The organism is Stenotrophomonas sp. STEN087, assembly GCF_056759115.1.
Genome location: NZ_JBRRCR010000005.1, coordinates 43,668 through 68,023 on the forward strand (window position 1 = coordinate 43,668; position 24,356 = coordinate 68,023).

Annotated in this window: 23 protein-coding genes; 9 read left to right on the forward strand and 14 right to left on the reverse strand. The window is 67.9% G+C overall.

Annotated features, from left to right (window positions below; translation table 11 throughout):
* Positions 1-3: 3 nt before the first annotated feature.
* Positions 4-1,374, reverse strand: a complete 1,371-nt coding sequence (locus ACVOK1_RS02530; RefSeq protein WP_481560982.1) for a formimidoylglutamate deiminase — start codon at positions 1,372-1,374, stop codon at positions 4-6.
* Positions 1,375-1,441: 67 nt separating this feature from the next.
* Between ACVOK1_RS02530 and hutI the strand changes: the two genes are divergently transcribed.
* The 6 genes from hutI (at position 1,442) to ACVOK1_RS02560 (ending at position 10,570) form a co-directional block, all read left to right on the forward strand.
* The gene (gene hutI, locus ACVOK1_RS02535) at positions 1,442-2,665 is read left to right on the forward strand and encodes an imidazolonepropionase (RefSeq protein ID WP_481560983.1); all 1,224 of its coding nucleotides are present in this window, start codon (positions 1,442-1,444) and stop codon (positions 2,663-2,665) included.
* On the forward strand, positions 2,662-4,203 hold the full coding sequence (gene hutH, locus ACVOK1_RS02540) for a histidine ammonia-lyase (RefSeq protein WP_406235710.1): 1,542 nt from the start codon (positions 2,662-2,664) through the stop codon (positions 4,201-4,203). The genes hutI and hutH overlap by 4 nt, the downstream gene beginning before the upstream one ends.
* Complete coding sequence (gene hutG / locus ACVOK1_RS02545; RefSeq protein WP_481560984.1) at positions 4,200-5,054, forward strand: N-formylglutamate deformylase; 855 nt, start codon at positions 4,200-4,202, stop codon at positions 5,052-5,054. Before hutH ends, hutG begins: the two co-directional genes overlap by 4 nt.
* Positions 5,051-6,718 carry a urocanate hydratase gene (gene hutU, locus ACVOK1_RS02550; RefSeq protein ID WP_481560985.1) on the forward strand — a complete coding sequence of 556 codons (1,668 nt, stop codon included), beginning with the start codon at positions 5,051-5,053 and terminating at the stop codon, positions 6,716-6,718. Before hutG ends, hutU begins: the two co-directional genes overlap by 4 nt.
* Positions 6,719-6,866: 148 nt before the next feature.
* Positions 6,867-8,300 (forward strand): serine hydrolase, encoded by a 1,434-nt coding sequence (locus tag ACVOK1_RS02555; RefSeq protein ID WP_481560986.1) that lies wholly within the window; start codon positions 6,867-6,869, stop codon positions 8,298-8,300.
* A 161-nt stretch (positions 8,301-8,461) separates the two neighbouring features.
* Positions 8,462-10,570 carry a TonB-dependent receptor family protein gene (locus ACVOK1_RS02560; RefSeq protein WP_481560987.1) on the forward strand — a complete coding sequence of 703 codons (2,109 nt, stop codon included), beginning with the start codon at positions 8,462-8,464 and terminating at the stop codon, positions 10,568-10,570.
* Between the two features lie 39 nt (positions 10,571-10,609).
* On the opposite strand, the gene ACVOK1_RS02565 is transcribed toward ACVOK1_RS02560, so the two are convergent.
* From ACVOK1_RS02565 to ACVOK1_RS02580, 4 genes are all read right to left on the reverse strand, one after another.
* Positions 10,610-10,816, reverse strand: a complete 207-nt coding sequence (locus tag ACVOK1_RS02565; protein ID WP_481560988.1) for a hypothetical protein — start codon at positions 10,814-10,816, stop codon at positions 10,610-10,612.
* 335 nt (positions 10,817-11,151) lie between these two features.
* Positions 11,152-11,940, reverse strand: coding sequence for a hypothetical protein (locus ACVOK1_RS02570; RefSeq protein WP_481560989.1), 789 nt, complete (start codon positions 11,938-11,940; stop codon positions 11,152-11,154).
* 67 nt (positions 11,941-12,007) lie between these two features.
* Complete coding sequence (locus tag ACVOK1_RS02575) at positions 12,008-12,787, reverse strand: hypothetical protein (RefSeq protein ID WP_481560990.1); 780 nt, start codon at positions 12,785-12,787, stop codon at positions 12,008-12,010.
* A gap of 79 nt (positions 12,788-12,866) precedes the next feature.
* Positions 12,867-13,448, reverse strand: coding sequence for a TetR/AcrR family transcriptional regulator (locus ACVOK1_RS02580; RefSeq protein ID WP_481560991.1), 582 nt, complete (start codon positions 13,446-13,448; stop codon positions 12,867-12,869).
* A 69-nt stretch (positions 13,449-13,517) separates the two neighbouring features.
* On the opposite strand from ACVOK1_RS02580, the gene ACVOK1_RS02585 reads away from it, so the two are divergent.
* A complete protein-coding gene (locus ACVOK1_RS02585; protein WP_481560992.1) occupies positions 13,518-14,063 on the forward strand; it encodes an acyl-CoA thioesterase in 546 nt (181 codons plus the stop codon).
* 9 nt (positions 14,064-14,072) lie between these two features.
* Here the strand turns inward: ACVOK1_RS02585 and ACVOK1_RS02590 are convergent, their stop codons facing one another.
* From ACVOK1_RS02590 to ACVOK1_RS02630, 9 genes are all read right to left on the reverse strand, one after another.
* Positions 14,073-14,531 carry a hypothetical protein gene (locus ACVOK1_RS02590; RefSeq protein WP_481560993.1) on the reverse strand — a complete coding sequence of 153 codons (459 nt, stop codon included), beginning with the start codon at positions 14,529-14,531 and terminating at the stop codon, positions 14,073-14,075.
* A gap of 24 nt (positions 14,532-14,555) precedes the next feature.
* Positions 14,556-15,359, reverse strand: coding sequence for an SGNH/GDSL hydrolase family protein (locus ACVOK1_RS02595; RefSeq protein WP_481560994.1), 804 nt, complete (start codon positions 15,357-15,359; stop codon positions 14,556-14,558).
* Entirely contained in the window at positions 15,356-15,775 is a 420-nt protein-coding gene (locus tag ACVOK1_RS02600) for a hypothetical protein (protein WP_108769234.1), read from the reverse strand. The genes ACVOK1_RS02595 and ACVOK1_RS02600 overlap by 4 nt, the downstream gene beginning before the upstream one ends.
* 194 nt (positions 15,776-15,969) lie before the next feature.
* Positions 15,970-18,357, reverse strand: a complete 2,388-nt coding sequence (locus ACVOK1_RS02605) for a GH92 family glycosyl hydrolase (protein ID WP_481560995.1) — start codon at positions 18,355-18,357, stop codon at positions 15,970-15,972.
* Positions 18,358-18,493: 136 nt separating this feature from the next.
* On the reverse strand, positions 18,494-18,835 hold the full coding sequence (locus ACVOK1_RS02610) for a hypothetical protein (protein ID WP_108769236.1): 342 nt from the start codon (positions 18,833-18,835) through the stop codon (positions 18,494-18,496).
* Positions 18,836-18,853: 18 nt separating this feature from the next.
* Positions 18,854-19,180, reverse strand: coding sequence for a hypothetical protein (locus tag ACVOK1_RS02615; protein WP_481560996.1), 327 nt, complete (start codon positions 19,178-19,180; stop codon positions 18,854-18,856).
* An 82-nt stretch (positions 19,181-19,262) separates the two neighbouring features.
* Positions 19,263-20,015, reverse strand: a complete 753-nt coding sequence (locus ACVOK1_RS02620) for a hypothetical protein (protein ID WP_481560997.1) — start codon at positions 20,013-20,015, stop codon at positions 19,263-19,265.
* An 85-nt stretch (positions 20,016-20,100) separates the two neighbouring features.
* Positions 20,101-22,563, reverse strand: a complete 2,463-nt coding sequence (locus ACVOK1_RS02625) for a S9 family peptidase (RefSeq protein WP_481560998.1) — start codon at positions 22,561-22,563, stop codon at positions 20,101-20,103.
* Positions 22,564-22,695: 132 nt separating this feature from the next.
* Complete coding sequence (locus ACVOK1_RS02630) at positions 22,696-23,025, reverse strand: hypothetical protein (protein WP_108769240.1); 330 nt, start codon at positions 23,023-23,025, stop codon at positions 22,696-22,698.
* Positions 23,026-23,178: 153 nt separating this feature from the next.
* Here ACVOK1_RS02630 and ACVOK1_RS02635 point away from each other — a divergent pair, with 153 nt between their 5' ends.
* Positions 23,179-23,955 carry a HipA family kinase gene (locus tag ACVOK1_RS02635; RefSeq protein WP_108769241.1) on the forward strand — a complete coding sequence of 259 codons (777 nt, stop codon included), beginning with the start codon at positions 23,179-23,181 and terminating at the stop codon, positions 23,953-23,955.
* The gene (locus ACVOK1_RS02640) at positions 23,933-24,325 is read left to right on the forward strand and encodes a DUF3037 domain-containing protein (protein WP_313051184.1); all 393 of its coding nucleotides are present in this window, start codon (positions 23,933-23,935) and stop codon (positions 24,323-24,325) included. Before ACVOK1_RS02635 ends, ACVOK1_RS02640 begins: the two co-directional genes overlap by 23 nt.
* Positions 24,326-24,356: the final 31 nt, after the last annotated feature.

Genomic DNA, 24,356 nt, shown 5'->3' on the forward strand with positions numbered 1-24,356 from the left:
CGGTCAGCCCAGCACGCCACGCAGGGCAGCGGCGAAGGCGGCGGTGATGGCCTCGCGCTGCAGGTGGCGGCCGTCGGCCACGACCTGGCGGCCGTGGCGCCAGACCGAACGCAGCGCGCCATTACGTGCAGCGAAGACCCAGCTGTCAAGCCATGCGTCATTCTGTCGCGACTGCAGCGCCGGGTGTGCGGGGTCCAGTTCAAGCAGATCGGCGCTGGCCCCGACCTGCAGGCCAGCGGCCACGCCCAGCGCCTGCGCACCGCCCTGCAGCGCACCTTCAAACAGAAAACGGCCGCTGCTGCGGGTGGCATCCGGGGCGAGGACGTTGCGCCCGCGCAGCGCCAGGCGCTGGCCGTACTCGAGCAGGCGCAGTTCCTCGGCGGCATCGATCAGCACGTTGGAATCCGAGCCGACACCGAAGCGGCCGCCCTCGCGCGCGAACGCCTGCATCGGGAACAGGCCATCGCCCAGATTGGCCTCGGTGATCGGGCACAGCCCGGCCACGGCCTTGCTGGCCACCATCTGCGCACGCTCGGCATCGGTGATGTGGGTGGCGTGCACCAGGCACCAGCGCTCATCGACGGCAGCGTTTTCGTACAGCCACTGCACCGGCCGCTGCCCGCTCCAGGCCAGGCAGGCCTCGACCTCGCGCACCTGCTCGGCGATGTGGATGTGCACCGGGCCGGTGGTCAGCGGCAGCAGGGCATCCAGTTCCTCGCCGGTGACCGCGCGCAGGCTGTGCGGGGCAATGCCCAGCACCGCGTCGGGCAGCGTGGACAGGGCGGTCTTCGCCCCGTCCAGCAGCCGCGCGAACCCATCTACATGGTGGATCAGCCGGCGCTGTGCGGGATTGGGCGGTGCGCCACCGAAATCGGCGTGGGCGTAGAACACCGGCAGCAGGGTCAGGCCGATGCCGGTCTGCTCGGCGGCGACGGCGATGCGCGCGCTCATCTCGGCCGGGTCGTCATGCGCCTGGCCGTTGGCCTGGTGGTGCAGGTAATGGAATTCGCCGACGCGGGTGAAGCCGCTTTCCAGCATTTCCATGTAGGCCTGGGCGGCGATGGCCTGCACCGCCTCCGGGCGCAGATGGGCCAGGAAACGGTACATCAGCTCGCGCCAACTCCAGAAGCTGTCGCCGTCGCCGCCACCGATCTCGGTCAGGCCGGCCATGCCGCGCTGGAAGGCGTGGCTGTGCAGGTTGGGCAGGCCCGGCAGCAGCAGGCCGACGCGGGTATCACCGTCCTGCGCGCCCTGCCCCGTTTCAATGCCTGTGATGCGGCCGCCCTGCACCTGCAGGCGCACGTCGCGCGCCCAGCCCTCGGCCAGCAGGGCGTGGGCGGCATGGAAACAGTGCGGGGAACGCGAATCGGACATGGCTGGACAACCCGAAATGGACGCCTATATTGTATAGACATATAAGCACAGCCGCGTTGTGGATGCCATGCACGTCGATACCCTCTGGTCCAACGTCCACCTGATGACCCTCGATGGCGAGGGCCTGGGTGTCATCACCGATGGCGTGCTGGCCTGCGCCGAGGGCCGCATCGTTCATGTCGGCCCGGCCGGCAGCGATGCGCACCTGCAGCCGACCACCCGCATCGATGGCGAAGGCCGCTGGATCTCGCCGGGCCTGGTCGACTGCCACACCCACCTGGTCTACGCCGGCAACCGCGCCAATGAGTTCGAGCAGCGCCTGCAGGGCGTCAGCTATGCCGACATCGCCCGCGCCGGCGGCGGCATCGTCTCCACCGTGCGCGCCACCCGCGCCGCTTCGCCGCAGCAGTTGGCCAACGAGAGCCGCCCGCGCCTGCTGGCGATGCGCGCCGAGGGCATCACCACGGTCGAGATCAAATCCGGCTACGGCCTGACCCTGGACGACGAGCGCAAGCAGCTGCAGGTGGCCCGCGCACTCGGCGAGGAATGCCGGGTGAACGTGGTGCCGACCTTCCTCGGCGCGCACGCGGTACCGCCGGGGCGCGAGGCGCAGGAGTACACCGACGAGGTGTGCAACGTGATGATCCCGGCCATCGCCGCTGAGGGCCTGGCCGAGGCCGTGGACGTGTTCTGCGAGAACATCGCGTTCTCGCCGGCGCAGGCGCGGCAGGTTTTTGAGTCGGCACGTGCGAACGGGCTGGCGGTGAAGATCCATGCCGAACAGATGAGCAACCAGCATGGCGCCGAACTGGCCGCCGGTTTCGGTGCGCTGTCGGCCGACCATATCGAACACCTCGACGAGGCCGGCATTGCCGCGATGGCCGCTGCCGGCACGGTGGCCGTGCTGCTGCCCGGCGCCTTCTATTTCACCCGCGATACCACCCTGCCCCCGATCGCCGCGCTGCGTGCGGCCGGCGTGCCGCTGGCCCTGGCCACCGACAGCAACCCCGGCACCTCGCCGCTGACCAGCCCGCTGCTGGCGATGAACATGGGCGCGACCCTGTTCCGCCTGACCGTGGACGAATGCATTGCCGGCTTCACCCGTGAAGCAGCGCGCGCGCTGGGCCACGGCGAGCGCATCGGCCGCCTGTCGGTGGGCCTGGACTGCGACCTGGCGATCTGGGACATCGACGCGCCGGCCGACCTGGTCTATCGCATGGGATTCAACCCGCTGCACGCGCGCGTGGTGCGCGGGCAGCCCGACCTGCCTGCTTCCTGGAGCAACACATGAGCAACACCCTGGTTCTTCGCCCCGGCCATGTCACCCTCGCCCAGTGGCGGCAGGTCTACCGGGGTGCGCCGCTTGCACTGGACCCGGCTGCGCTGCCGGTGGTGCGCGCCAGTGCCGCCGCGGTGGCCGCCATCGTCGCCAAAGGCGCGCCTGTGTATGGCATCAACACCGGCTTCGGCAAGCTGGCCAGCGTGCGCATCGAGCGCGAAGACCTGGCCACCCTGCAGCGGAACATCGTGCTCTCGCATGCCGCCGGCGTGGGCGAGCCGATGCCGGCCAGCGTGGTGCGGCTGATGATGGCGCTGAAGCTGGTCAGCCTGGCGCAGGGCGCTTCGGGCGTGCGCGAGGAAACCCTGCTGCTGCTGGAGGCGATGCTGGTGAAGGGCGTGCTGCCGGTGGTGCCGGCGCAGGGCTCGGTCGGCGCGTCCGGTGACCTGGCCCCGCTTTCGCACCTGGCCAGCGTGATGCTGGGCGTGGGCGAGGCCTTCATCGGCGAGGAGCGTCTGCCGGCGATGGACGCCCTGGCACGCGTTGGCCTGCAGCCGGTGGAGCTGGACGCGAAGGAAGGCCTGGCTCTGCTCAACGGCACCCAGTTCTCCACGGCGTATGCGCTGGCCGGTCTGTTCGAGATTGAGACCGTGTTCCAGGCCGCGCTGGTGACCGGTGCGCTGTCGGTGGAAGCAGCCAAGGGTTCGGACACGCCGTTCGATCCGCGCATCCATGCCATCCGCGGCCAGCGCGGGCAGATCGCCACCGCCGCCACCCTGCGTTCGCTGATGCAGGGCTCGGACATCCGCGAATCGCATCGCGACAACGATGTGCGCGTGCAGGATCCGTACTGCCTGCGCTGCCAGCCGCAGGTGATGGGCGCGGCGCTGGACATCCTGCGCCAGGCCGCGACCACGCTGGAAATCGAAGCCAACGGTGTGTCCGACAATCCGCTGGTGTTCACCGACACGGGCGAAGCACTGTCCGGCGGCAACTTCCACGCCGAACCGGTGGCCTTCGCCGCCGACATGCTGGCGATGGCCGTGTGCGAGATCGGTTCGATCAGCGAGCGCCGCCTGGCGATGCTGGTCGACCCGGCACTGTCCGGCCTGCCCGCGTTCCTGACCCCGCGCCCGGGCCTGAATTCCGGCTTCATGATTCCGCAGGTGACCGCCGCCGCGCTGGTCTCTGAAAACAAGCAGCGCGCCTACCCGGCCAGCGTCGATTCGATCCCGACCTCGGCAAACCAGGAAGACCACGTGTCGATGGCCGCGCACGGTGCACGCCGCCTGATGCAGATGGCCGAGAACGCGGCCAACGTGATCGGCATCGAGCTGCTGGCCGCCGCGCAGGGCTGCGATTTCCACGCGCCGCTACGCTCCAGCGCTGCGCTGGAAACCGTGCGTGCCACCCTCCGCGCGCAGGTGCCGACGCTGGAAGAAGACCGCTACTTCCACCCGGACATGGTGGTCGCCACGAACCTGGTACGCAGCGGCGCACTGGCACAGGGCCTGGGCGAACTGCTGCCGACCGTGGAGCCGCAGGCATGAATGCCCGTCCCGAATGGCTGACGGTGCACGAGGGCGATGCCCCGTTGATCGTCAGCTTCCCGCATACCGGCAGCGAGCTGCCGCACGAGCTGATGGGCGATTACCACTCGCCGTGGCTGGCGCGGCGCGACGCCGACTGGTGGGTGCACGACCTCTACGACTTCGTGCGCGGGATGGGCGCGACCACCGTGCGCTCGGCGATCTCGCGTTCGGTGATCGACCTCAACCGCGACCCCAGCGGCGTGTCGCTGTACCCGGGCCAGAACACCACCGGCCTGTGCCCGCTGACCACCTTCGACAACCAGCCGCTGTACCACGCCGGCCGCGAGCCGGATGAGGCGGAGATCGGCCGCCGCCGCGACACGTATTTCGCGCCCTACCACGATGCGCTGGCCGCGCAGATCGCACGCCTGCGTGCGCGCCACGGCACGGTGGTGGTGTATGACGCGCATTCGATCCGCTCGCATATCCCGCACCTGTTCGACGGCGAGCTGCCGCAGTTCAACCTGGGCACGGCCGGTCCGTCCGGTGCACCGGATACCTCCTGCGACAACGCACTGAGCGATGTGGTGGAGAACCTCTTGAAGATCAGCGGCATGAGCCAGGTGCGCAACGGCCGCTTCAAGGGCGGCTGGATCACCCGCCACTACAGCGACATCCCCGGTGGCGTGCACACGCTGCAGATGGAACTGGCCTGCCGTGGCTACATGCACGAGCCGCTGCCCGACCAGGTGGACGAGCACAGCTGGCCCACCCCGCTTGACCCCGAACACGCCGCACCGCTGCGCCACACCCTGGCGCAGGTGCTCAACGCCTGCCTTGAATTCGCTACGAACCGGAGCGCCGCATGACCCGCAACGACCCCAGCCGCACCATCATCGCGCCCACCGGCACCACGCTGAACGCCAAGAGCTGGCTGACCGAAGCGCCGCTGCGCATGCTGATGAACAACCTGCACCCGGACGTGGCCGAGCGCCCCCAGGAACTGGTGGTGTACGGCGGCATCGGCCGTGCCGCGCGCGACTGGGAAAGCTTCGATGCCATCGTCGAAACGCTCAAGCGGCTGGACGATGACCAGACCCTGCTGGTGCAGTCGGGCAAGCCGGTGGGCGTGTTCCGCACCCATGCCGATGCACCGCGCGTGCTGATCGCCAATTCCAACCTGGTGCCGCGCTGGGCCAACTGGGACCACTTCAACGAGCTGGATAGGAAGGGCCTGGCCATGTACGGCCAGATGACTGCCGGCAGCTGGATCTACATCGGCGCGCAGGGCATCGTGCAGGGCACCTACGAGACCTTCGTGGAAATGGGCCGCCAGCATTTCGGTGGCGACCTGACCGGCAAGTGGCTGTTCACCGGTGGCCTGGGCGGCATGGGTGGCGCGCAGCCGCTGGCCGCGGTGATGGCCGGCGCCTCGTGCCTGGCCGTCGAATGCCGCAAGAGCAGCATCGACATGCGCCTGCGCACCGGCTACCTGGACACCTGGACCGACAACCTGGATGAAGCACTGCGGCTGATCGATGAAGCCTGCAAGGCAGGCACGCCGAAGTCGGTAGGCCTGCTGGGCAATGTGGCTGACGTGCTGGCCGAACTGCTGGAACGCGGCATCAAGCCCGACCTGCTGACCGACCAGACCTCGGCGCACGACCCGGTGAACGGCTACCTGCCGCAGGGCTGGACGGTCGAGCAGTGGGACGAGAAGCGTGTTTCTGCGCCGAAGGAAGTTGAAAAGGCCGCGCGTGCATCGATGGCCAACCACATCCGCGCCATGCTCGGCTTCCATGCGCTGGGCGTGCCGACCGTGGACTACGGCAACAACCTGCGGCAGATGGCGCTGGAAGAAGGCGTGGCCAATGCCTTCGACTTCCCCGGTTTCGTGCCGGCCTACATCCGCCCCCTGTTCTGCCGCGGCATCGGCCCGTTCCGCTGGGCCGCGCTGAGCGGCGACCCGGAAGACATCGCCAAGACCGATGCCAAGGTGAAGGAGCTGATTCCGGACAATCCGCACCTGCACCGCTGGCTGGACATGGCCGCCGAGAAGATCAAGTTCCAGGGCCTGCCCGCGCGCATCTGCTGGGTGGGCCTGGGCGATCGCGATCGCCTGGGGCTGGCCTTCAACGAGATGGTGGCGAACGGCGAACTGAAGGCGCCGGTGGTGATCGGCCGTGACCATCTGGACAGCGGCAGCGTGGCCTCGCCAAACCGCGAGACCGAGGCGATGGCCGATGGTTCCGATGCGGTGTCCGACTGGCCGCTGCTCAATGCCCTGCTCAACACCGCCAGCGGTGCCACATGGGTGTCGCTGCACCACGGCGGCGGCGTGGGCATGGGCTTCTCGCAGCACGCGGGAATGGTGATTGTCTGCGATGGCACGGAAGCGGCGGCGAAGCGGATTGGCCGCGTGCTGTGGAACGACCCGGCCACCGGTGTGATGCGCCATGCCGATGCCGGGTATGAGATCGCGGTGGAGTGCGCGAAGGAGAAGGGGCTGGATCTGCCGGGGATTCTGGGCTGATCGAGCGTCGCCCGGCACGGCCCGGCGCTACCTTGAACGTGTGGTAGAGCCGGCCGCTGGCCGGCTTTCCCTGGGGCGGGAATCGCTGCTCTTGACCCGATCTTCCGCCCTGACCAAGATGCGCCATCGCCGCTGACGGACCACCGCGATGTATCGCGCCCTTGCTGCACTCTTCTGCGCCGTGGCAGTCACCCTGCCCGCCTCGGCGCGTGATGTTCGCGACGGGCTTTCGACCCGACTGGATACCCAACTGCAGATCAACCGCGAGCGCTATGGCATTGCCGGCCAGGCCGTGCTCGTCGCCCACAACGACCACGTGCTCTACCAGGGCGCCAGCGGTGAACGCGACCCGGCCACGCATGCAGTGGCCACCGTCGACAGTATCTTCGCCGCGCAGTCGATGGCCAAGCTGCTGACCAGCACGCTGGTGATGCAGCTGGTCGATCAGGGCACGCTGGATCTCGACGCGCCCGCCAGCCGCTATGTCCCCGATCTGCCCGCCGCCTGGCAGGCGATCCATGTGCGCGATTTCCTCAACCACAGCTCCGGCATCGCCGAGTACTACGACCGCGTGGACAACCGCTGGGTGAGCAAGGGCTACCCCGGCGTTGCACCGGATCTTGCCGCTGCACTGAAGGTGGCCGGCGCGGCGCCGATGCAGTTCGCCACCGGCAGCCGCGTGCAGTACACCCAGGCCAACTACCTGGTGCTGACCGCGTTGCTGGAAGCGCACTACCACAAGCCCTACCCGGCCATCGCCCGCGAACGCATCCTGCAGCCACTGAAGATGCGCAGTACTTCGTGGGGGCTGGACAGCGTGCCAGCAGCACGCGCGGCAGTGCCGTACACCGGCAAGGACGGAGCGTTGCAGGCGGCCGATGAAGATCCGTGGCCGCACTATGGCTGGGGCCACGCGGACCTGCAGACCACCGTCGGCGACATGAACCGCTTCCTGCAGGCGCTGGCTACCGGCAAGCTGCTGCGTACAGCGACACTGGAAAAGCTTTGGCAGCCGCAGAAGCTCGCCAGCGGCGGCAGCAATTTCTTCTCCACGGGCTGGGATACCACGCGCAGCGATGGCTACACCCAGGTCGGCCACGATGGTGGCACCCGCGTGCGGGCGCGGCTGGCCTACAAGGGCAGCCTGGCCAGCGGTTACTGGGTGTTCGTGTACTTGACCAATGGCAGCGCGCGCAATGTGTGGTCGAGCACCTTGGTGGAGAGCACGATGGCGGTGGCTGCACCGCAGGAGTTTCCGAGTGCGGTGCTGTCCGAGCGCCTGATCGCCTATGCGTCGGATGAGACGGCTGGCGCGGCACAGGCGATGCGCGACTGGTTGCAGGACAACATCCGCATCACCGACAGCGAACGCGAACGCGCGATCAACGCCAGCGGCTACGCGATCCGCGAGAGCCTGGGTGCGGGCAAGGCGCTGAAGGTATTTACCCTCAACACCGAGCTGTACCCGGATTCGGCCAATGTCTGGGACAGCCTGGCCGAATGCCATGCCGCGCTGGGCGATGCGGAGACTGCCAAAGCGCTGTACGAGAAGGCGAAGGCGCTGGCGAAGCCGTCTTTGTAGAGTCGAGCCATGCTCGACTGCGTTGTTTTGATGCAGCCGACTTCGCCAGTCGAGCATGGCTCGACTCTACAAGGGCATGCCCCCATACGGCACTGATGGGTGACGTACCGCCCGCGACCTGTTAACTTGCGCGCCACTTTCGTGGTTTACAGCCTGTCCACATGTCGCTCTCGTCTTACCGCCCCACCCCGTCGCTGTTGTTCCTGGCCGTCTCCCTCGGCCTTGCCGCCACCGCCCACGCCGCCCCGCAGGCCACCACGCTGGACGCGGTGCAGGTCACTGCCGCCGATGCCAGCGCCCAGGCCCGCGAGGCGCTCAAGCGCGTGCCCGGCGCCAGCAACGTCATCGACGTCGCCAAGGCCGACAGCCGCCTGTCCAGCAGCGCCGACGTGCTGGCCTACCAGCCCGGCATCAGCGCGCAGTCGCCGGGCAACGAGGGCACCAAGGTGTCGATCCGCGGTTCGGGCATCAACCGTGGGCCGGGCGCGCATGCCTCGGGCATTGCGGTCTCCCTTGACGGCCTGCCGCTGACCGGCCCGGGCGGCACGCCCTACGAACTGCTGGAACCGCTGTGGCTGTCGCGCGTGGAAGTACTGCGCGGCGCCAATGGTTTCGAGCGCGGCGCGTTGGCGCTGGGTGGCGCCATCGACTATGTCAGCCGCAGCGGACGAGACTCGGCCGGCGTGCAGCTGCACTACGAAGCCGGCAGCCGCGGCTACCAGAAGCGCGGAATCAGCTGGGGCGGCGTCAGTGGTGATGTCGATTACTTCCTGGCCTACACCGACAGCGAGTTCGACGGCTACCAGCGCCACGCGCGCGGCGACGGCAAGGGCGCGATGGCCAACATCGGCTGGCAGATCAGCCCCGACCTGCAGACGCGCTTCTTCGTGCGCTACCGCGAGACCAATCACGAAACGCCCGGGCGCCTGACCCGCGACCAGATCCGCAATGATCCGCGTGCGGCCAACCCGGCCAACCTCGCCATCGACGCGCGCCGCCCGCAGCCGGGCAGCACCTGGATCGGCAACATGACCACCCTGCAGATCGACGAGGATTCCTCGCTGCAGGCCGGGCTGGTCTACCACAAGTACCCGATGGACCTGGGCGAGAGTCTGTACCGCCAGCAGCTGGACTACGCCGACCTCAACGCGACGCTGGACTACCGCCGCCGCCATCCGCTGTTCGGGCTGGACAGCGAAACCACCGTCGGCCTGCGCGTGACCCACGATCTGGATGCCAACGTGCGCGAGTCGCTGCGCTTTGCCAGCAACGGCTATGCGGCCGGCACGCACACGCGTGATTTCCGCCATCTCGGCACCCAGAGCACGCTGCACATCGGCAACAATCTGGCGGTGAATGATCGCCTGCGCGTGCAGACCGGCTTCGCCCTGATCAACACCCGCAGCGATGTGCAGGTGACCTGGCCCACCAGCGGTGGCCGCCTGCGTGACCACGACTGGGATTACGCGCCGCGCCTGGGCTTCACCTGGCAGCACAGCGCGCAGACGCAGTGGTTCGGCAACCTCAGCCGCTCGGTGGAAGCGCCGCACCCGTGGTCGATGATCTGGGGTTCGAACCAGTTCTTCGGCGCTGGCAACGGTCCGTCGACCGGCCGCCAGAGCACGCCGGTGGCGATGCAGAACCAGACCGCCACCACGCTGGAACTGGGCGCGCGTGGCGAAGCTGCGCTGGGCCGCTGGGAACTGACCGGCTACTACGCGCACGTGAACCACGAACTGCTGAGCGTCGAGCTGCAGCCGGTGCCGAACCTGTTCGTGGCCGAGAACAATGCCAGCCCCACCGTGCACCGCGGCATCGAGGCCGGCCTGGGCAGCACGCTGTGGCAGGGTGTGCCGGGCCGCCTGTCGCTGCGCCAGGCCTACACGTTCAGCGATTTCCGCTACCGCCACGACGCGCGCTTCGGCAGCAACCGCCTGCCCGGCCTGCCGCAGCACAGCTACCAGGCCGAACTGCGCTTCGACCATGCCTCGGGCCTGTATGCCGCACTGAACACCGAGTACGCCTCGCGCATCGCGGTGGATTATGCCAACAGCTACTGGGCCGACAGCCACGTGATCTTCGGCAGCCGCATCGGCTACGACGCACCGGGTGGCCGCTGGCAGGCCTGGGCGGAGATGCGCAACATCGGCGACCGCCACTACGCGGCAACGGTCACGCCGGGCTACAACGACGCGGGCAAGGATGTCGCGCGCTCGACGCCGGGCGAAGGCCGCGGCGTGTATGCAGGGGTGCGCTGGCGCTTTGAGTGAGCGCCAGCGTGGAAACGCCGGGCATTGCCCGGCGCTGCCTCAGGCGATACGCCAGCGTGGCAGCTGCTCGCTGCGCCTCCAGACGAGCGGTGCCGCGGCCATCAGCAGCAGGGCCATCAGCCAGCGCGGCGAGGTGGTCAGCAGGCCATCGACCCACCCTGCGATGACCAGCGACGGCACCTCCTGCCACGGGCTGTAGCCCAGGTAGAGCACGCTGCCGGCGCGCCGCACGAACACCAGGCCCATCGCCGCGAGGAACAGGTGCCGTGCTGCGGCAGGTCCAACGCTGCGAGGACGTTCCCCACTCGCGGGAGACGGCGAACAGCACGCCGATGATCAGCGTGGCCATCAAGGCCACCAGACCGATATCGACCTTGCGGCCGATCCGTTCATACGTGCAGGCGCGGCACTCCGCCTCTTCGGCGGCGACGGCGGTATCGACGGCCGGTTGCGCCGCAGGAGGCGCGGCCTGGCCCATCACGGTGAAGGGCATCAACAGCGCGAACATCGCGCCCATCATCCAACACCACATCCTGTTACTGCGTGCAGCAGATTGCATATGCCTCTCCTTGGCGATTGACTCATCCCCGGCCGGGCCACAGCGCCCGCCCTCGACGGATTCCCGATAGGGCCAGTTCGGGTCGTTCCAGCACCCAGCGCCCCTCTTCCCTGTGGAACAGCATACGGGAACGCTGGCCCCCGATGCTTGAACAGTAGTCAGCGGCCACGGCAATCATGGCCCATTGGTTGTCCGCACTGAACACCGGCATCGACAGCAGGAGGATCACGCTCTCTTCAAGGCTCTCCTCCGTTGCGGACCGCTGGCACCCCTGCTTCTGGATCGTGCGCAGCTGCACGAAACCCAGATGCGCAGCGCCCTCCAGCGCTGCATCCGGCACCCGCCTGCTGCGCCGGTTGGCCAGCGGCAGCTGTGCCTGCAACTGCCGCCGCAGCTGGTACATCGGGCGCTCCTCCACCCAGTCCACCAGATCATCGTCATCCTGGCAGAACCGAGCATGGCCTCCCGGCTGGCAGTACGGCAGTGTCTGGTCGATCACGATGGTTGCGGCAGGCACAGGATCGGACAACTGCCGTTGCACCTCGGGACGCCAGCGGTCTGCCCTCGCAGCCCCACGGCCCCCCATCGCCATGGGCACCGGCAACGACCGGGGCGGTGGTGGCAGGATGGGGTTCCTGATCGCAAGCGCCATGATCTCCGCCTGCATCTGCGCGGTGCCAAGGTTCACCGTCGGCGGCCCGAGGGATGCGTTCTGCCAGGGCTTCAGCGTGCAGGCCAGGCACAGCAACGCCACTGCCGAAACCACAGCGGCGATGGCCCATATACGCTTCCATGCAACGTATCTGCTCATGACCACCCGGTGCTCGAGCACCCTGTGTTGAAGAAGGACCGCGGCCCTGCGGGCACGCGCAGCGACGCTACAGCGCCTGCACCACCTGCATGAGATTGACCGCGTCCGGCGCCAGCTGCTGTGCACCCCAGCCCAGCGCGGCGAAGAACACCACCAGGCCCAGCAGCGGCCAGAACGTGTGCGACAGGCACAACCGCCACCACCCCTGCGCGCCCATGCCCTGCATGCGCCGGTACAGGCCACCGACAATGGCGGCGTCCACCAGCAGCTCGGCCATCAGCACCGGCGCCGACCACACCACCCAGACACTGGCCAGCAGCACGGTGGCCACCAGCGCGAGAAGACCGAGCACGGCCAGCAGTGGCAGCCCGGCCTCACCGTCTGCAACCTCCAGCAGGGACGCGCCATCGGAGTCGGTGATGGACGGGGCCGAGGCTTCAGCCCACGACGCCGAGGCACCGCCACCACCGGAATTACCGCCGTTGCCGCCCCATGAAGGGCCCGCGCGTGGGGAGCTGCCACCGACGCCGCCATTGCCGGCGACCTCGGCAGCACCGTCAGCCACCGCATCCCAGCGCCAGCGGATCCAGAGCCACATCAGCAGCAGGAACACGGTATAGGCCAGCAGCACCGCCAGCGGATAACGCAGCAGCATGCTGTCCAGGCCGGCCAGGCGCAGCGCATGCGAGGCGAGGAAACCGGCGCCACCGGTCAGCAACACGATCAGCGCCATCTGCAGGCGCGGCCACCCGTGGTGCTGCAGCTGCCGTCGCGCGCGGGCGACTTCACTGCTGCGTGTCATCGGCAGCTTCAACGGCGTGCGGTTGAAGCGCTTGGTCTGCTTCATGCCGGCACTGGGCCGGACCAAAGGGAGTGCAGCATGCGGACATCCTTGCCGGGCACGCGTGGGTGCGTTCGGGTCGATTCTAGCGTGTGGGCGGCGCGGCTGCCTTCAGCAGCTGGGCGGCCACCTGGTCGAACGGGGCGATGTCCTGCAGCGCGCGGCTCATGGCCACCGCACCTTCCACGCTGGCGATGACCAGACTGGCCAGCGCGGCCGCCTGTTCCGGTGCGTGACCGTCGGCCACGAAGGCCTGGGCCAGATGGCCCTGCCAACGTGCGAACACCTCGGCGGCGGCAGCACGCGGCTGGCTCGCGACCGCTTCAACCGGTTCTTCCACCGCCGCGGCCAGCACCGGGCAGCCGGCGCGGAACTGTGTGCGCAGCAGGCGCTCGCGCCACATCGCCAGGAACTGCTGCAGACCCTGCACCGCGCCCCCTTGCAGCAGCTCCACCAGCAGAGCCTCCACTCTGTCGCCTGCCATCTGCGTGGCGCGGGCCAGCAGCTCCTGCTTGCCGCCCGGGAAATGGTGGTAGGTCGAGCCCAGCGGCGCCTCGGCCAGCTTGGTCACCTCGCGGATGCTGGTGGCATTGAGCCCGACCCGCGCCAGCATCTGGGCGGCCGCATCGATCACGCGCTGGGGGGCATCGGACGCTCGCGGGCTCATGCCGCTCACCTTGCTAGGACAGTCGTCATAGATTAGCGTATCGCCCGTCCTATAACAGTCGTCATAGTCATGAATCTCTGGTTCCGCCTGCTCCACCTGCTGCTGTGCAGCCTGTTCCGGCCGAAGCTGGACGCCCCGTTCGGGGTCTCGCGGCTGCCGTTCCGGGTGCTGCCCAACCACCTGGACAGCAACCTGCACATGACCAATGGCCGCTACTGGAACATCTTCGACCTGGGCCGGCTGGACCTGATCCTGCGCATGGGCCTGGGCAAAGTGGCGCTGCGCGAGAAGTGGGCACCCATCGTTGGTGCGGGCACCATCCAGTTCCGTCGCGAGCTCAAGCCCTTCCAGCAGTTCACCCTGGAAACGCGGCTGGCCGGCTGGGTCGGTACGCGCATCATCATGGAGCAGCGCGTGCTGGTCGGGCCGGAGCAGAAAGTCGCCACCCGCGCGCTGCTGGTCACCGGCATCTACGACCGCCGCGCGCGCAGCTTCGTCGGCATGGAGCGGATGATGGCGGCCATCGGCTGCGATACGCCGCCCTCACCGCCGCTGAGTGCGGCCGCGCAGGCGCTGCTGGCGGCGGATACGGCGTTGAAGCGCGACGACGACTGAGCGGGCGCCTTACAGGGCTTTCCTGAGTACATCCTGCAAGCGACGCTTGTGCGACTCCACCGATTTCCAGTTCCAGTCGCACACCGGCGGAACATCCAGCGCGCCGCGCTCACGGGCCAGTGCGGCGCGCTCGGTCAGGACCTGCACTTTCGCGCCGACGTTCGCATCGATGGCCATCGGCAGCAGGATCGAGATCAGCCCCCAGCCGGACACCATGACGCGCGCGGAGTCACCGCGCCCGCTGTCGAACGGGCGAACGCGCACGGCGCCGCCCATGTCCGCGTACTGCACGCCGATCAGCAACATGCCGCCTGAGACCCACTGCAATGCCCTGCCGTGCTCACACAGCGCCTCGGCGGAATCGTAGCGGCGCGGCTGCTCGCCGGCGCTTGAATAGAGCTCGGTGACCAGCACCGGGCTGCGCTTGAACACGGCGCGCGCCACGGTCTTGACCACCTTGTTGGACACGGCCGCCATACCCAGCGAAGACGATCAGTGCTTGCCGGGCGGCGTGGCTTTCAGCGCCTGCGCAATCGCCTGTTCCGCCAGCGGCGACATCAGCGCATAGCCCTTCGCGGTGGGATGCACGCCATCGGCCGCCAACGCCGGATCCAGTCCACCGTCTGCATTGGCCATCGCCGAGTAATAGTCCAGGTACACCAGCCCCTGCGCATCGGCGTACTGCTTGAGCGCGGCGTTCAGGGCGCGCACCTTGGGTGCAGGTTCGATACCGGGCATCCACCGGTACTCGCTCACCGGCAGCACCGACGCCAGCACCACGCGGATGCCGTGCGCACGCGCCAGTTCGACCATCGCGTGCAGGTTGTCTTCGATCATCGCCTGCGTGCTGGGCCCGGTATTGCCGGCAATGTCATTCGTGCCGGCGAGGATGAGCACCACGTCCGGCTGCAGCGCAATGACGTCCTGGCGGAAACGCAGCAGCATCTGCGGCGTGGTCTGCCCGCTGATGCCACGGTTGAGATAACCCTTGCCGGGGAAGAACTGTGCCGGATCCTTCTCGCCCCACAGCTGGGTGATGGAATCGCCGTAGAACAGCACGCGCGGCACACCGGCCTGCTTGGCCGGTACGCGCGCGTTGGCCTCGCGGTAACGGGCCAGGTTGGCCCAGTCGGACAGGCGCTGCTGCATGCCGCGCACCTCATCCGGGGTGACCTGGTCCACCGGCTTCAGCAGCAGCGGGTTGACCGCCACCGGCGGCTGCGCCTGCGCGCAGGCCATGGCCGTCAGCAGGGCCACGGCAGTGGCGCAGTATCGCGAACGTCGGAGGTGGGTCATGAGTTTTCCAGAAGGAACTGGCTGATTTCGCGGCGCAGATCGAGGTCGTCGGTCTGCCGTGCGGCTTCGTCGGCGAGCAGCGCGAACTCGTAACCGCGCTCGGTCTCGCCCTGGTCGATGTGGCGCCGTGCCAGTTCCAGGCAGATCGACGCTTCGCCTTCGATCACGCCCAGCTGGCGCGCCTGGGTCAGCGCGCGCTCGTAGTAGCCGATGGCCACGCCGCTGTCGCTGGTGAAGTCACCCAGGGTTTCCCAGAGGAAAGGATGGTCGCGGCCTTCCACCGCCATCGCATCGCAGTACTGCCGCAGCTCGTCGTGCAGCCGCCACTGGCTGCGGGTATCGCCGTGGGTGCTGGCATTGGCCATTTCGACCGCCACGCCCAGTACGTGCTCGTACACGTCCTGTGGAATTTCCATGGGAACCTCCTGCCGCTTGTCTGTTGCACGGTCAGGCTAGCACGGCCGGGTGGTGCCCGGCCGTGTGGAGGTTCATCTACGCATGGCGTGGCACCCATCCACGCAAGGCGTGGATCTACCGGGCCGGATGGTGCGCGTTCAACGGGGCCGGGGGTGCCCGGCCGTGTGGTGTTTCATCCACGCATGGTGCGGACTTAGCGGGGACCGTGCGACGGCGGTACGTCCTGCGCGCCCCACTGTTCGTTCTTCGTGCTGCCCAGCTCGAAGTCCAGCGTGCCGCCGCGCTGCACGAAGCTGGCCGGCAGCCAGCTGGCATTGCTGGCCTTGCCATCCACCTGCAGCGACTGCACGTACGGCGCATCCATCGCTGCGCCGCGTGCACGCACTACGATCTTCGCGCCCGGGCGGGTGATCACTGCTTCGGTGAACAGCGGACTGCCGATCACCAGGTCCGCGCGGCCCGGGTACACCGGATACAGGCCCAGCGCCGACCACACGTACCACGAGGACATCTGGCCAAGGTCATCATTGCCGGGCATGCCCTCGGGCGTGTTGGTCCAGATCTGGCGCATCGCCTGGCGCACGGTTTCCTGGGTCTTCCACGGCTGGCCAAGGAAGTTGTACAGCCACGGCGCTGCGATGGACGGTTCGTTGTCCAGCTCGGCGTGCAGCGGGCCGGACTTGGTCACTGCCCACGCACCATCCGGCGTGCGGAAGAACGCATCGAGCCGCGCGATGCTGGCCTCGCGGCCGCCGAGCGCCTCGAAAAGACCGGCCGGATCGAACGGCACCATCCACAGGTACTGCGCGCCACTGCCTTCGACGAAACCCTCGTCGGCGGCCGGATCAAACGTCGGCCAGCTGCCATCGGCATTGCGCGGCTGGATGTAGCCCTGCTGCGCGGTGGCCTTCGGGTTGTAGAGGTTGCGCCACCAGCCGGAGCGCTCACGGAACAGCTTTGCACCCTGCGCATCACCGGCGGCGAGGGCCAGCTCGGACAGGCCGAAATCGGCGCTGACCATCTCCAGCGTATCGGCCGCACTGCCCCAGCCCGGCGCGCCTTCCGGCATGTACTTCAGGGCAAGCCACTGGTCCAGGCCCGGGCGCTGGCCCACGCAGAGCACCGGGCAACCACGCTTGTCCAGATCACGTGCGGTGGGCACCGTGGCCGCCTTCTTCAGCGAGGCGTAGGCGCGCTGCAGGTCGAAGCTGCGGCCGCCGAAGGCATGGATGGCCGCCACCGACGGCGGCGACGGATCGCCGTTCATCACGCCGGTGGCGCCGGTGATGTGGGTCCAGCGATCCCAGACGCCGCCATTCTGGTCGGCCTGGTTCAGCAGCGACTGCGCCACGTCCGAACCGACCTGCGGCTGCAGCAGGGTCAGCAGCTGCAGCTGCGAGCGGTACACATCCCAGCCCGAGTAGTTGGCGTACTGCGCCTGCTGCCGCTTGGCCAGCGCATGCACCTTGCCGTCCATGCCGCGGTATCGGCCATCGCCATCGCTGTGCAGGTTGGGCGCCAGCATGGCGTGGTACAGCGCGGTGTAGAACACGGTGCGCTCGTCGGGCGTACCGCCCTGCACCCGCACCTGGCCCAGCAGCTCGTTCCACTTCGCGCGGGTGGCCGCCTGCGTGGCCGCCACGGTCGTGCCCTGCGGACTCTCGCGGCGCAGGTTGGCGCGCGCGCCGGCTTCATCGACGTAGGAAATACCGATGCGCGCGGTCACCTGCGGCGTGCGCTTGGCATCGAAACTGATCCAGCCGCCCGCGCCCTTGCCCGCCGGCGGGTGGCCCTTGCTGCCATACGTGGTGCCACCGCCGCCCTCGCGCGCGCCGGCCTGCACGCTGTCATCGCGCCAGGTGCCGCCCACTTCGAACGGCTGGTCGAACTCGGCGACGAAATGCAGGGTGTAGTAGCTCTCGCGGCGGTCCTCGGCGAGGTAGCCACAGAAGTTACCGCTGGTGACCGAACCGCGCACGGTGCGCGTGGCCGGGTCGATGATGATGGTCGAATCGCTGCTGCCCACTTCGCTGTCGGAGGTGCGGAACAGCAGATTGGCCGGCTTGTCGGCCGGGAACTGGAACTGGCCCACTGCGGTGCGCTCTGTGGCTGCCAGGCTCACGGCCACGCCGTTGTCGAGGGTGAGTGTGTAGGCACCGGGGCTGGCGCTTTCCTTCGCGTGGTCCAGCAGGCTGGTATAGCGCACGCCGGCATCGGCCGAAGACGGCGACAGCTCGACTGGCAGGGTTACCGGCATCAATGGAATATCGCCGCTGGCGCCGGTGCAGCCGGTGCCATTGACGTGGGTCAGGCTGAAACCGCGTACGCCGTTGCTGCGCCACTCGTAGCCACCGGGCGCGGCAATCGGGAAGCGCTTGCCCGGCAGTGCGGTCATTTCCGGACTGAAGGCCACCATGCCGAAGGGCACCGTCGGCCCCGGGTAGACGTTGCCGGCGTTGGTGGTGCCGATGAAAGGGTTGACCTCGGCGGCCAGGTCCTGCGCGGGTGCCCTGGCGGCGAGCAACGGCAGCGGGGACAGCGTCAACACAGCGGAAACGACGACCAGCAACGAACGGGACATCGACAACTCCAGTGGAAGGAGGCACCCACGCGCCTTGAACCACTGAGGGTAGTACGCGCCCGAGCGCCCGGCGACGGGCCGGAGGTCATGGTTGACGGTACCCGGTCACGATCGCAGCCACCGGGCTGCGCGCTGGTCAGTACAACGTGCCCAGCTTGAACAGCGGCAGGTAGGCCGCAAACATGGCCAGCGGGGTCGCCACCATCAGCGTCACGCTGCCGATCAACGCCGACAGCCGCGCCTGCCCTGCCAGCCAGGCGGCAATCACCAGCGGCGGGCCTAGCCAGGCCAGCCCGTAGCTGCCTGCGAAGAACTGGGTGATGACGGGCAACGGCTGGCCCGCTTCGGCAAACTGCTGAGCGAACTGCGGGATCGCAAACCGACCCAGTGCAGTACAGCCCACCGCAGCGGTGCCGCTGAACAACAGGCCGACCAGCAGCCATCCCCATCCGGTACGTCCACGTGCAGCGATTTTCATGGCGACGTCCGTGCGCGGTCAGTACGTGCCCTGCACGAACGGCTGCCCCGCCTGCGTGGTGGCGATGATCATCGCCACCGATTGATCGTTCTTGTGGAAGCCAGCCGAACACACCGCATCACGGCCCTGGCCGCATTCGATCTCGGGGAAGTCCGGCAGCGCGGCCTGGCGTGATTCAGGCGGCGTGACCTGCCAGCCCGCAGCATCGAGCAGGCGCTTGGCCTTGGCATACGGCATGCCGGCGGTGATGCCCAGCGCGGCCAGCTCGCCGGTCAGTTCCTGCGCCGCGGCAATGGCCGGTGCGATACCCAAAGACAAGAACACAGCAAGGACGAAGGCTTTCATTGAACACATCCGTGGCAAGCACCAGAGCTGCAGCGTACCGCAGCTTCGCTGCACTGCGATGTCCGCGTCACAGATGGTTACGCTACCTGCAGGCCAGCGCGTCCATCTCCAGGTGCAGGCGGAGCCTTTCCTGCAGCCAGCCGGGATGGAACCGTGCCCGGCTTCTTTCGCCGGGAGGCAGCAGCGCGATCACGGCGTCGCTCAGCGCCGGGCGCCACTGCGCGGGCAGCGTGCCGGTGTCGATCGACCGCGAATGTCCCATGGGCATCTGCTTCCACGGCAGCATGAGCGCCTTCTGCGATGTGGAAACAAATGCGACCGGCGGGTGCCCCTTGCGCCTCACGGTCACCGATAGCGTCGGGTAATCGTCCGTCCATAGACCACTCTCGGGCGACAGCTGCTGCTGAACCCGTTTGCGCAGCTCCACCTCAGTCAATGTCTTCCGTGCCCAGGCCTGCCGCTGCGCGAAACCGCACGATGGCGCCGGCGATCTCGTCATGGTCGGGTCCAGCCGTGTGATCGCGGCGCGATCCAGTCGGCGTGCAACTTCATCGACGGCCACCGCCATCGTCACCGGCGCAGCGTCAATGGCCGCTTCAAACGCCGACACTGAAGCGGCAGGCAGCGTTACGTACTGACCGTCGCGCCGATTCATCGGCAAAGCGGCATCCACCCGCGTCGTCACGCCACGTGCGTCGCGTTCGATGCGCCAGTGTTCCTGCACATCGCCCCATCCCAACCACCGGTACTCGATGTCGATACGCAGGTTGGGCTCTGCTGCCAGCACCGGAGCGGTGATACACAGGCCTGCAAGGACCAGCCACCAGAATTTCATCGCGCGCTCCTTCGCCCTGCAATCGTCGGGGATGCCAGGGCCGCCCGAAGGCGGCCCTGGATGCAGCTGTCGAGCAGGCTCGACGTTACTTCGCGTTCTTCACGTAGGTGTCGAACCAGTTCAGCATTTCAGACACCAGCTGCTCGTTCGATTCCAGCGCGGTGTACCAGTGCGGTTCGTTCGGCAGCATCACCAGGCGGGTGGTACCGCCGTTGCCACGGATGGCCTGGTACAGCTTGCGCGACTGGAACGGCTCGGTACCCGGGTTGGCATCGTCTTCGCCGTGGACCAGCAGCAGCGGCAGCTTGATCTTGTCGGCGTAGAAGAACGGCGAGGCCTTCAGGTACACGTCCTGCGCCTGCCACACCGAGCGACGCTCGTTCTGGAAGCCGAACGGGGTGAACGTCTTGTTGTACGAACCGCTGGTCGCCACGCCAGCCTTGAACAGGTTGGTGTGGGCGATCAGGTTGGCGGTCATCAGGCCGCCGTGGCTGTGGCCGGTGACACCGATGCGGTTGCGGTCGACCACGCCCATGTCCACGGCCTTGTCCACCGCCGCCTTGGCGTCGGCTTCCAGCTGCTCCAGGTAGGTGTCATAGGCGGTCTTCGGGTCGCCGACGATCGGGAACGAGGCGTTGTCGATGATCGCGTAGCCGGCCAGCAGCATCAGGCGGTACGGCTGCAGACGGGTGAAGGTCTGCTGCGAACCGGACACCTGGCCGGCCTGGGCGGCGTTGGCGAAGTCGGCCGGGTACGCGTACAGGATCGCCGGCACGCGCTGGCCTTCCTTGTAGCCCGGCGGGGTGTACAGGGTGAAGGACAGATCCACGCCGTCGGCGCGCTTGTAGGTCACCAGCTGCTTCTTGATCTGGCGCACTTCCGGGGTCGGGTCGACCAGCTTGGTCAGCGCGGTGGCGGTGGATGCGAACTGCGCCTCGCCGTCCTTTGCTGCGGCAACCGCCTCGCCCTGCTGGCGCACGAACGCGTTCGGCGCGTCCATCACCGACTGGTGCCAGGTCAGGTACCGGCCCGGGGTGTTGCTGAAACCAAGGAACTGCTCGTAGGCATCGGCATCGCTGCGGAACAGGCGCTCGCTCTTCAGCGAACCCAGGTCCAGGCGGTCGAGGAACGGACGATCGCCCTGCGGCGAAGCGCCCTGCCCGCGCAGGAACACGAAATTGCCTTCCTGGCGCACGACTGCGGCGCCGTTGGGCAGACGCTTGAACACCAGGTTGCCCGGGTCGCCGTACAGCTCATCGCTGGACATGTCCCACAGCAGGCGGCCTTCCTTCTTCGGCTGGTCGACATCGACGATGCGGGTCTGCACCCAGTGGCGGTTCTCGTCGTTCTCGAACATGAAGGACACGGCGGGATCCGCCGACCAGGCCAGGCCTTCGAAACGCTGTGCGGTGCGGGCGATCTCCACCGGCTTGCCGTTGAACGGGGCCTTCAGCATCAGCACGCGATCACGGTGCGGCACGCTCACCTTCCAGTCGCCCTTGTCCAGCGCTTCGGCATAGACCAGGGTAGCCGGATCGGTGGAGCGCCAGTCGAAACCACGCGGGCCTTCCGGCACGCCATGCACGGGCACGCGGTCGGCCAGCGGCAGGCTGGCGATGGCGGTGATCTTGCCACTGGCGATGTCCAGCACCGCAACGTCGTTGGCGAAGCGCTGGTAGGTCACCGCGTGCGAGAACGGCGGCTTGATCGATTCGGTCAGCACGTGCACGCCGTCGGGCGCAGCGCTGACGTCGTTGAAGATGGCGGCGCTGCCGACCGGGCGGACCTTGCCGCTGGTGGTATCGACCACGGCCAGCTGCGAGGCGCCGTAGTAGGCGAACAGCTTTTCATCGTGCACGCTGGCCAGCGTGTCACGGGCTTCGTAGGTGCTGCTTTCGCCGCTGCTGCCCAGCGATTCCTGCGCGTCCGGGCCGGTCGGCACGCCGCCGTCGGACGGGGCTGCGCCCTGGTTGGCCGGCACCAGCTTCACCAGCAGGTTCTGGCTGCCACCCAGCCACTGCACGGTGCTGCCGAAGATCGGATTGAGCTGCACGCCCGGCACCTGCTTGACCTGGCCGGTGGCTGCATCGCCCACCCACAGCTGCACACTGGTATCGACCGCGTTCTGGAACGCGAAGTGGCTGCCATCGGCCGACCACTGCGCCGCACCGGCACAGCCCCGCGGCAGGTCGACCTTGGTGGTCTTGCCGCTGGCGATTTCCACCACGCTGAAATCGGCCACGCAGGCCGGAATACCGTAGCCACCAGGGGTGTCGTGACGGCTGCGGTTCTTCGGCTCCAGGCGCACGCCGGCCAGCTTCAGGTACGGCTGGGCCACGCGGGCGATGGACGGATAGGTCTGCGCGGTGGTCAGCAGCAGGCGCTGCCCGCTCGGATCGACGTTCGGTGCCGGCGGCGGCGGAGCCTTCAGCACCTTGAGCAGGTGCTCCGGCGGCTTTGCGTAATCGGCAAGCGCCGGGCCAGCAGCCAGCAGGCCGACGGTGGCAACGGCAATGGCCGCCGCCAGAGAGGTGCGATGGATGAGCATCCTTGATCCCCTGGGGTGTGATTGGGCACCCGCCAGACAGCGGGCATCGGCCGAATCTAGCACCCCGGGGTGGGTTGTGAATGGGCCGGAAGGACTAGTGGCCGGATGCTGCAAACCCCACCGGCGCTCGCCTTACTGCTGCGCGTGCAGGTCCCACGTGGTCAGGTAATCGGGGTCGACCACGATCGCGCCACCGGAGCGCAGCCGGTATTCACCCGGTTCCGCGGGCCGGTACTGGTCGAGCATCGGCGGCAGGTAACGTTCATGGCCATCGGCCTCGTCGGCCAGCACCACGCCTTCCTCGGCACTGATGCGCAGCACCGTGCCCGAATACTGCTGCTGGTCCCGCATCTGGCCATCGCCGCCGTAGCGGGTAATGCCCACCAGCACCACTTTACCGATCATCTGTTCGACCTTGGCGTCGTCCAGGGTCGGCAGCAGGGGAATGGATTCGTCATTCATGGGTGCACCTCCAATGCCTGCAAGTACATCGTGGAAACGCTTGAAGGATGGCAGCTCTCGTACACCACGGCCATCCTGGCCGGTTCATGCTCCCCAAGGCTGGATGCTGCCACCGCAGGCGGCAGGGTGGAGTGAAGACTGTAGAATTCGTTCATGCGCACCGTACACGCCCTCCGCTACATCACCCCGCTCCGCGAAGGGGGCTCCCTGCCCGCCGTGGTCGAGACCGACGACGACGGCATGGCCGTGCTCAAGTTCCGTGGCGCCGGCCAGGGTCCGAAGGCACTGATCGCCGAGCTGATCGCGGGCGAAATGGCCCGCAGCGTGGGCCTGCCGATTCCGGAAATCCTGTTCGTGGAACTGGACAGCGAGTTCGCCCGCACCGAACCGGACCCTGAGATCCAGGACCTGATCCGTGCCAGCGAGGGCCTGAACCTAGGCCTGGATTACCTGCCCGGCGCGATCAACTACGATCCTGCCGCAATGCCGGTGGATGCGGACCTGGCCTCGCGCCTGGTCTGGTTCGATGCGTTCACCAGCAATGTGGATCGCACCACGCGCAACCCCAACCTGATGGTCTGGCATCGCAAGCTGTACCTGATCGACCACGGTGCGGCGATGTACTTCCATCACGACTGGGCCAACGCCGGCGACGCATGCGAAAAGCCCTTCGTGCTGATCCGCGACCACGTGCTGCTGCCATTTGCCAGCCGCATTGCCGAGGTGGATGCCGAGCTCGCCGCGCGCCTGCCCGATGCCGAGATCGAGCGCATCGTCGGCCTGGTGCCCGACAGCTGGCTGGTGGACGAGCCGGCGTTCGACAGCCCGCAGGCCTACCGCCAGGGCTACATCAACTACCTCAAGCACCGCCTGAAGGTGCGTGCGGTGTTCGTGCAGGAGGCCGTCCGTGCCCACGCTGCACACGTATGACTATGCGGTCATCCGCGTGGTACCGCGGGTGGAACGCGAAGAGTTCATCAACGTCGGGGTGATCGTCTCCTGCCCCGGCGCACGCCATCTGGAAGCAGCCATCGAGATCGACGCAGCACGCCTGCAGGCGTTCGCGCCGGCGCTCGATCTGGAAGCGCTGCAGCCGTGGCTGGATGCCATCGTGGCGATCTGCCGCGGTGATGCCAATGCCGGCCCGATCGCGCAGCTGCCCGCGCGTGCACGCTTCCATTTCCTTACGGCCAAGCGCAGTTCGATCGTGCAGATGTCCAGCACGCACGTCGGCCGCACGGCCGATCCGGAGGGTGTGGTCGAGCACCTGATGACGAAGATGGTGCGGGTGCCGCGCTGAGGGGAGCGGCGGCGGACTGTCCCTCGCGACC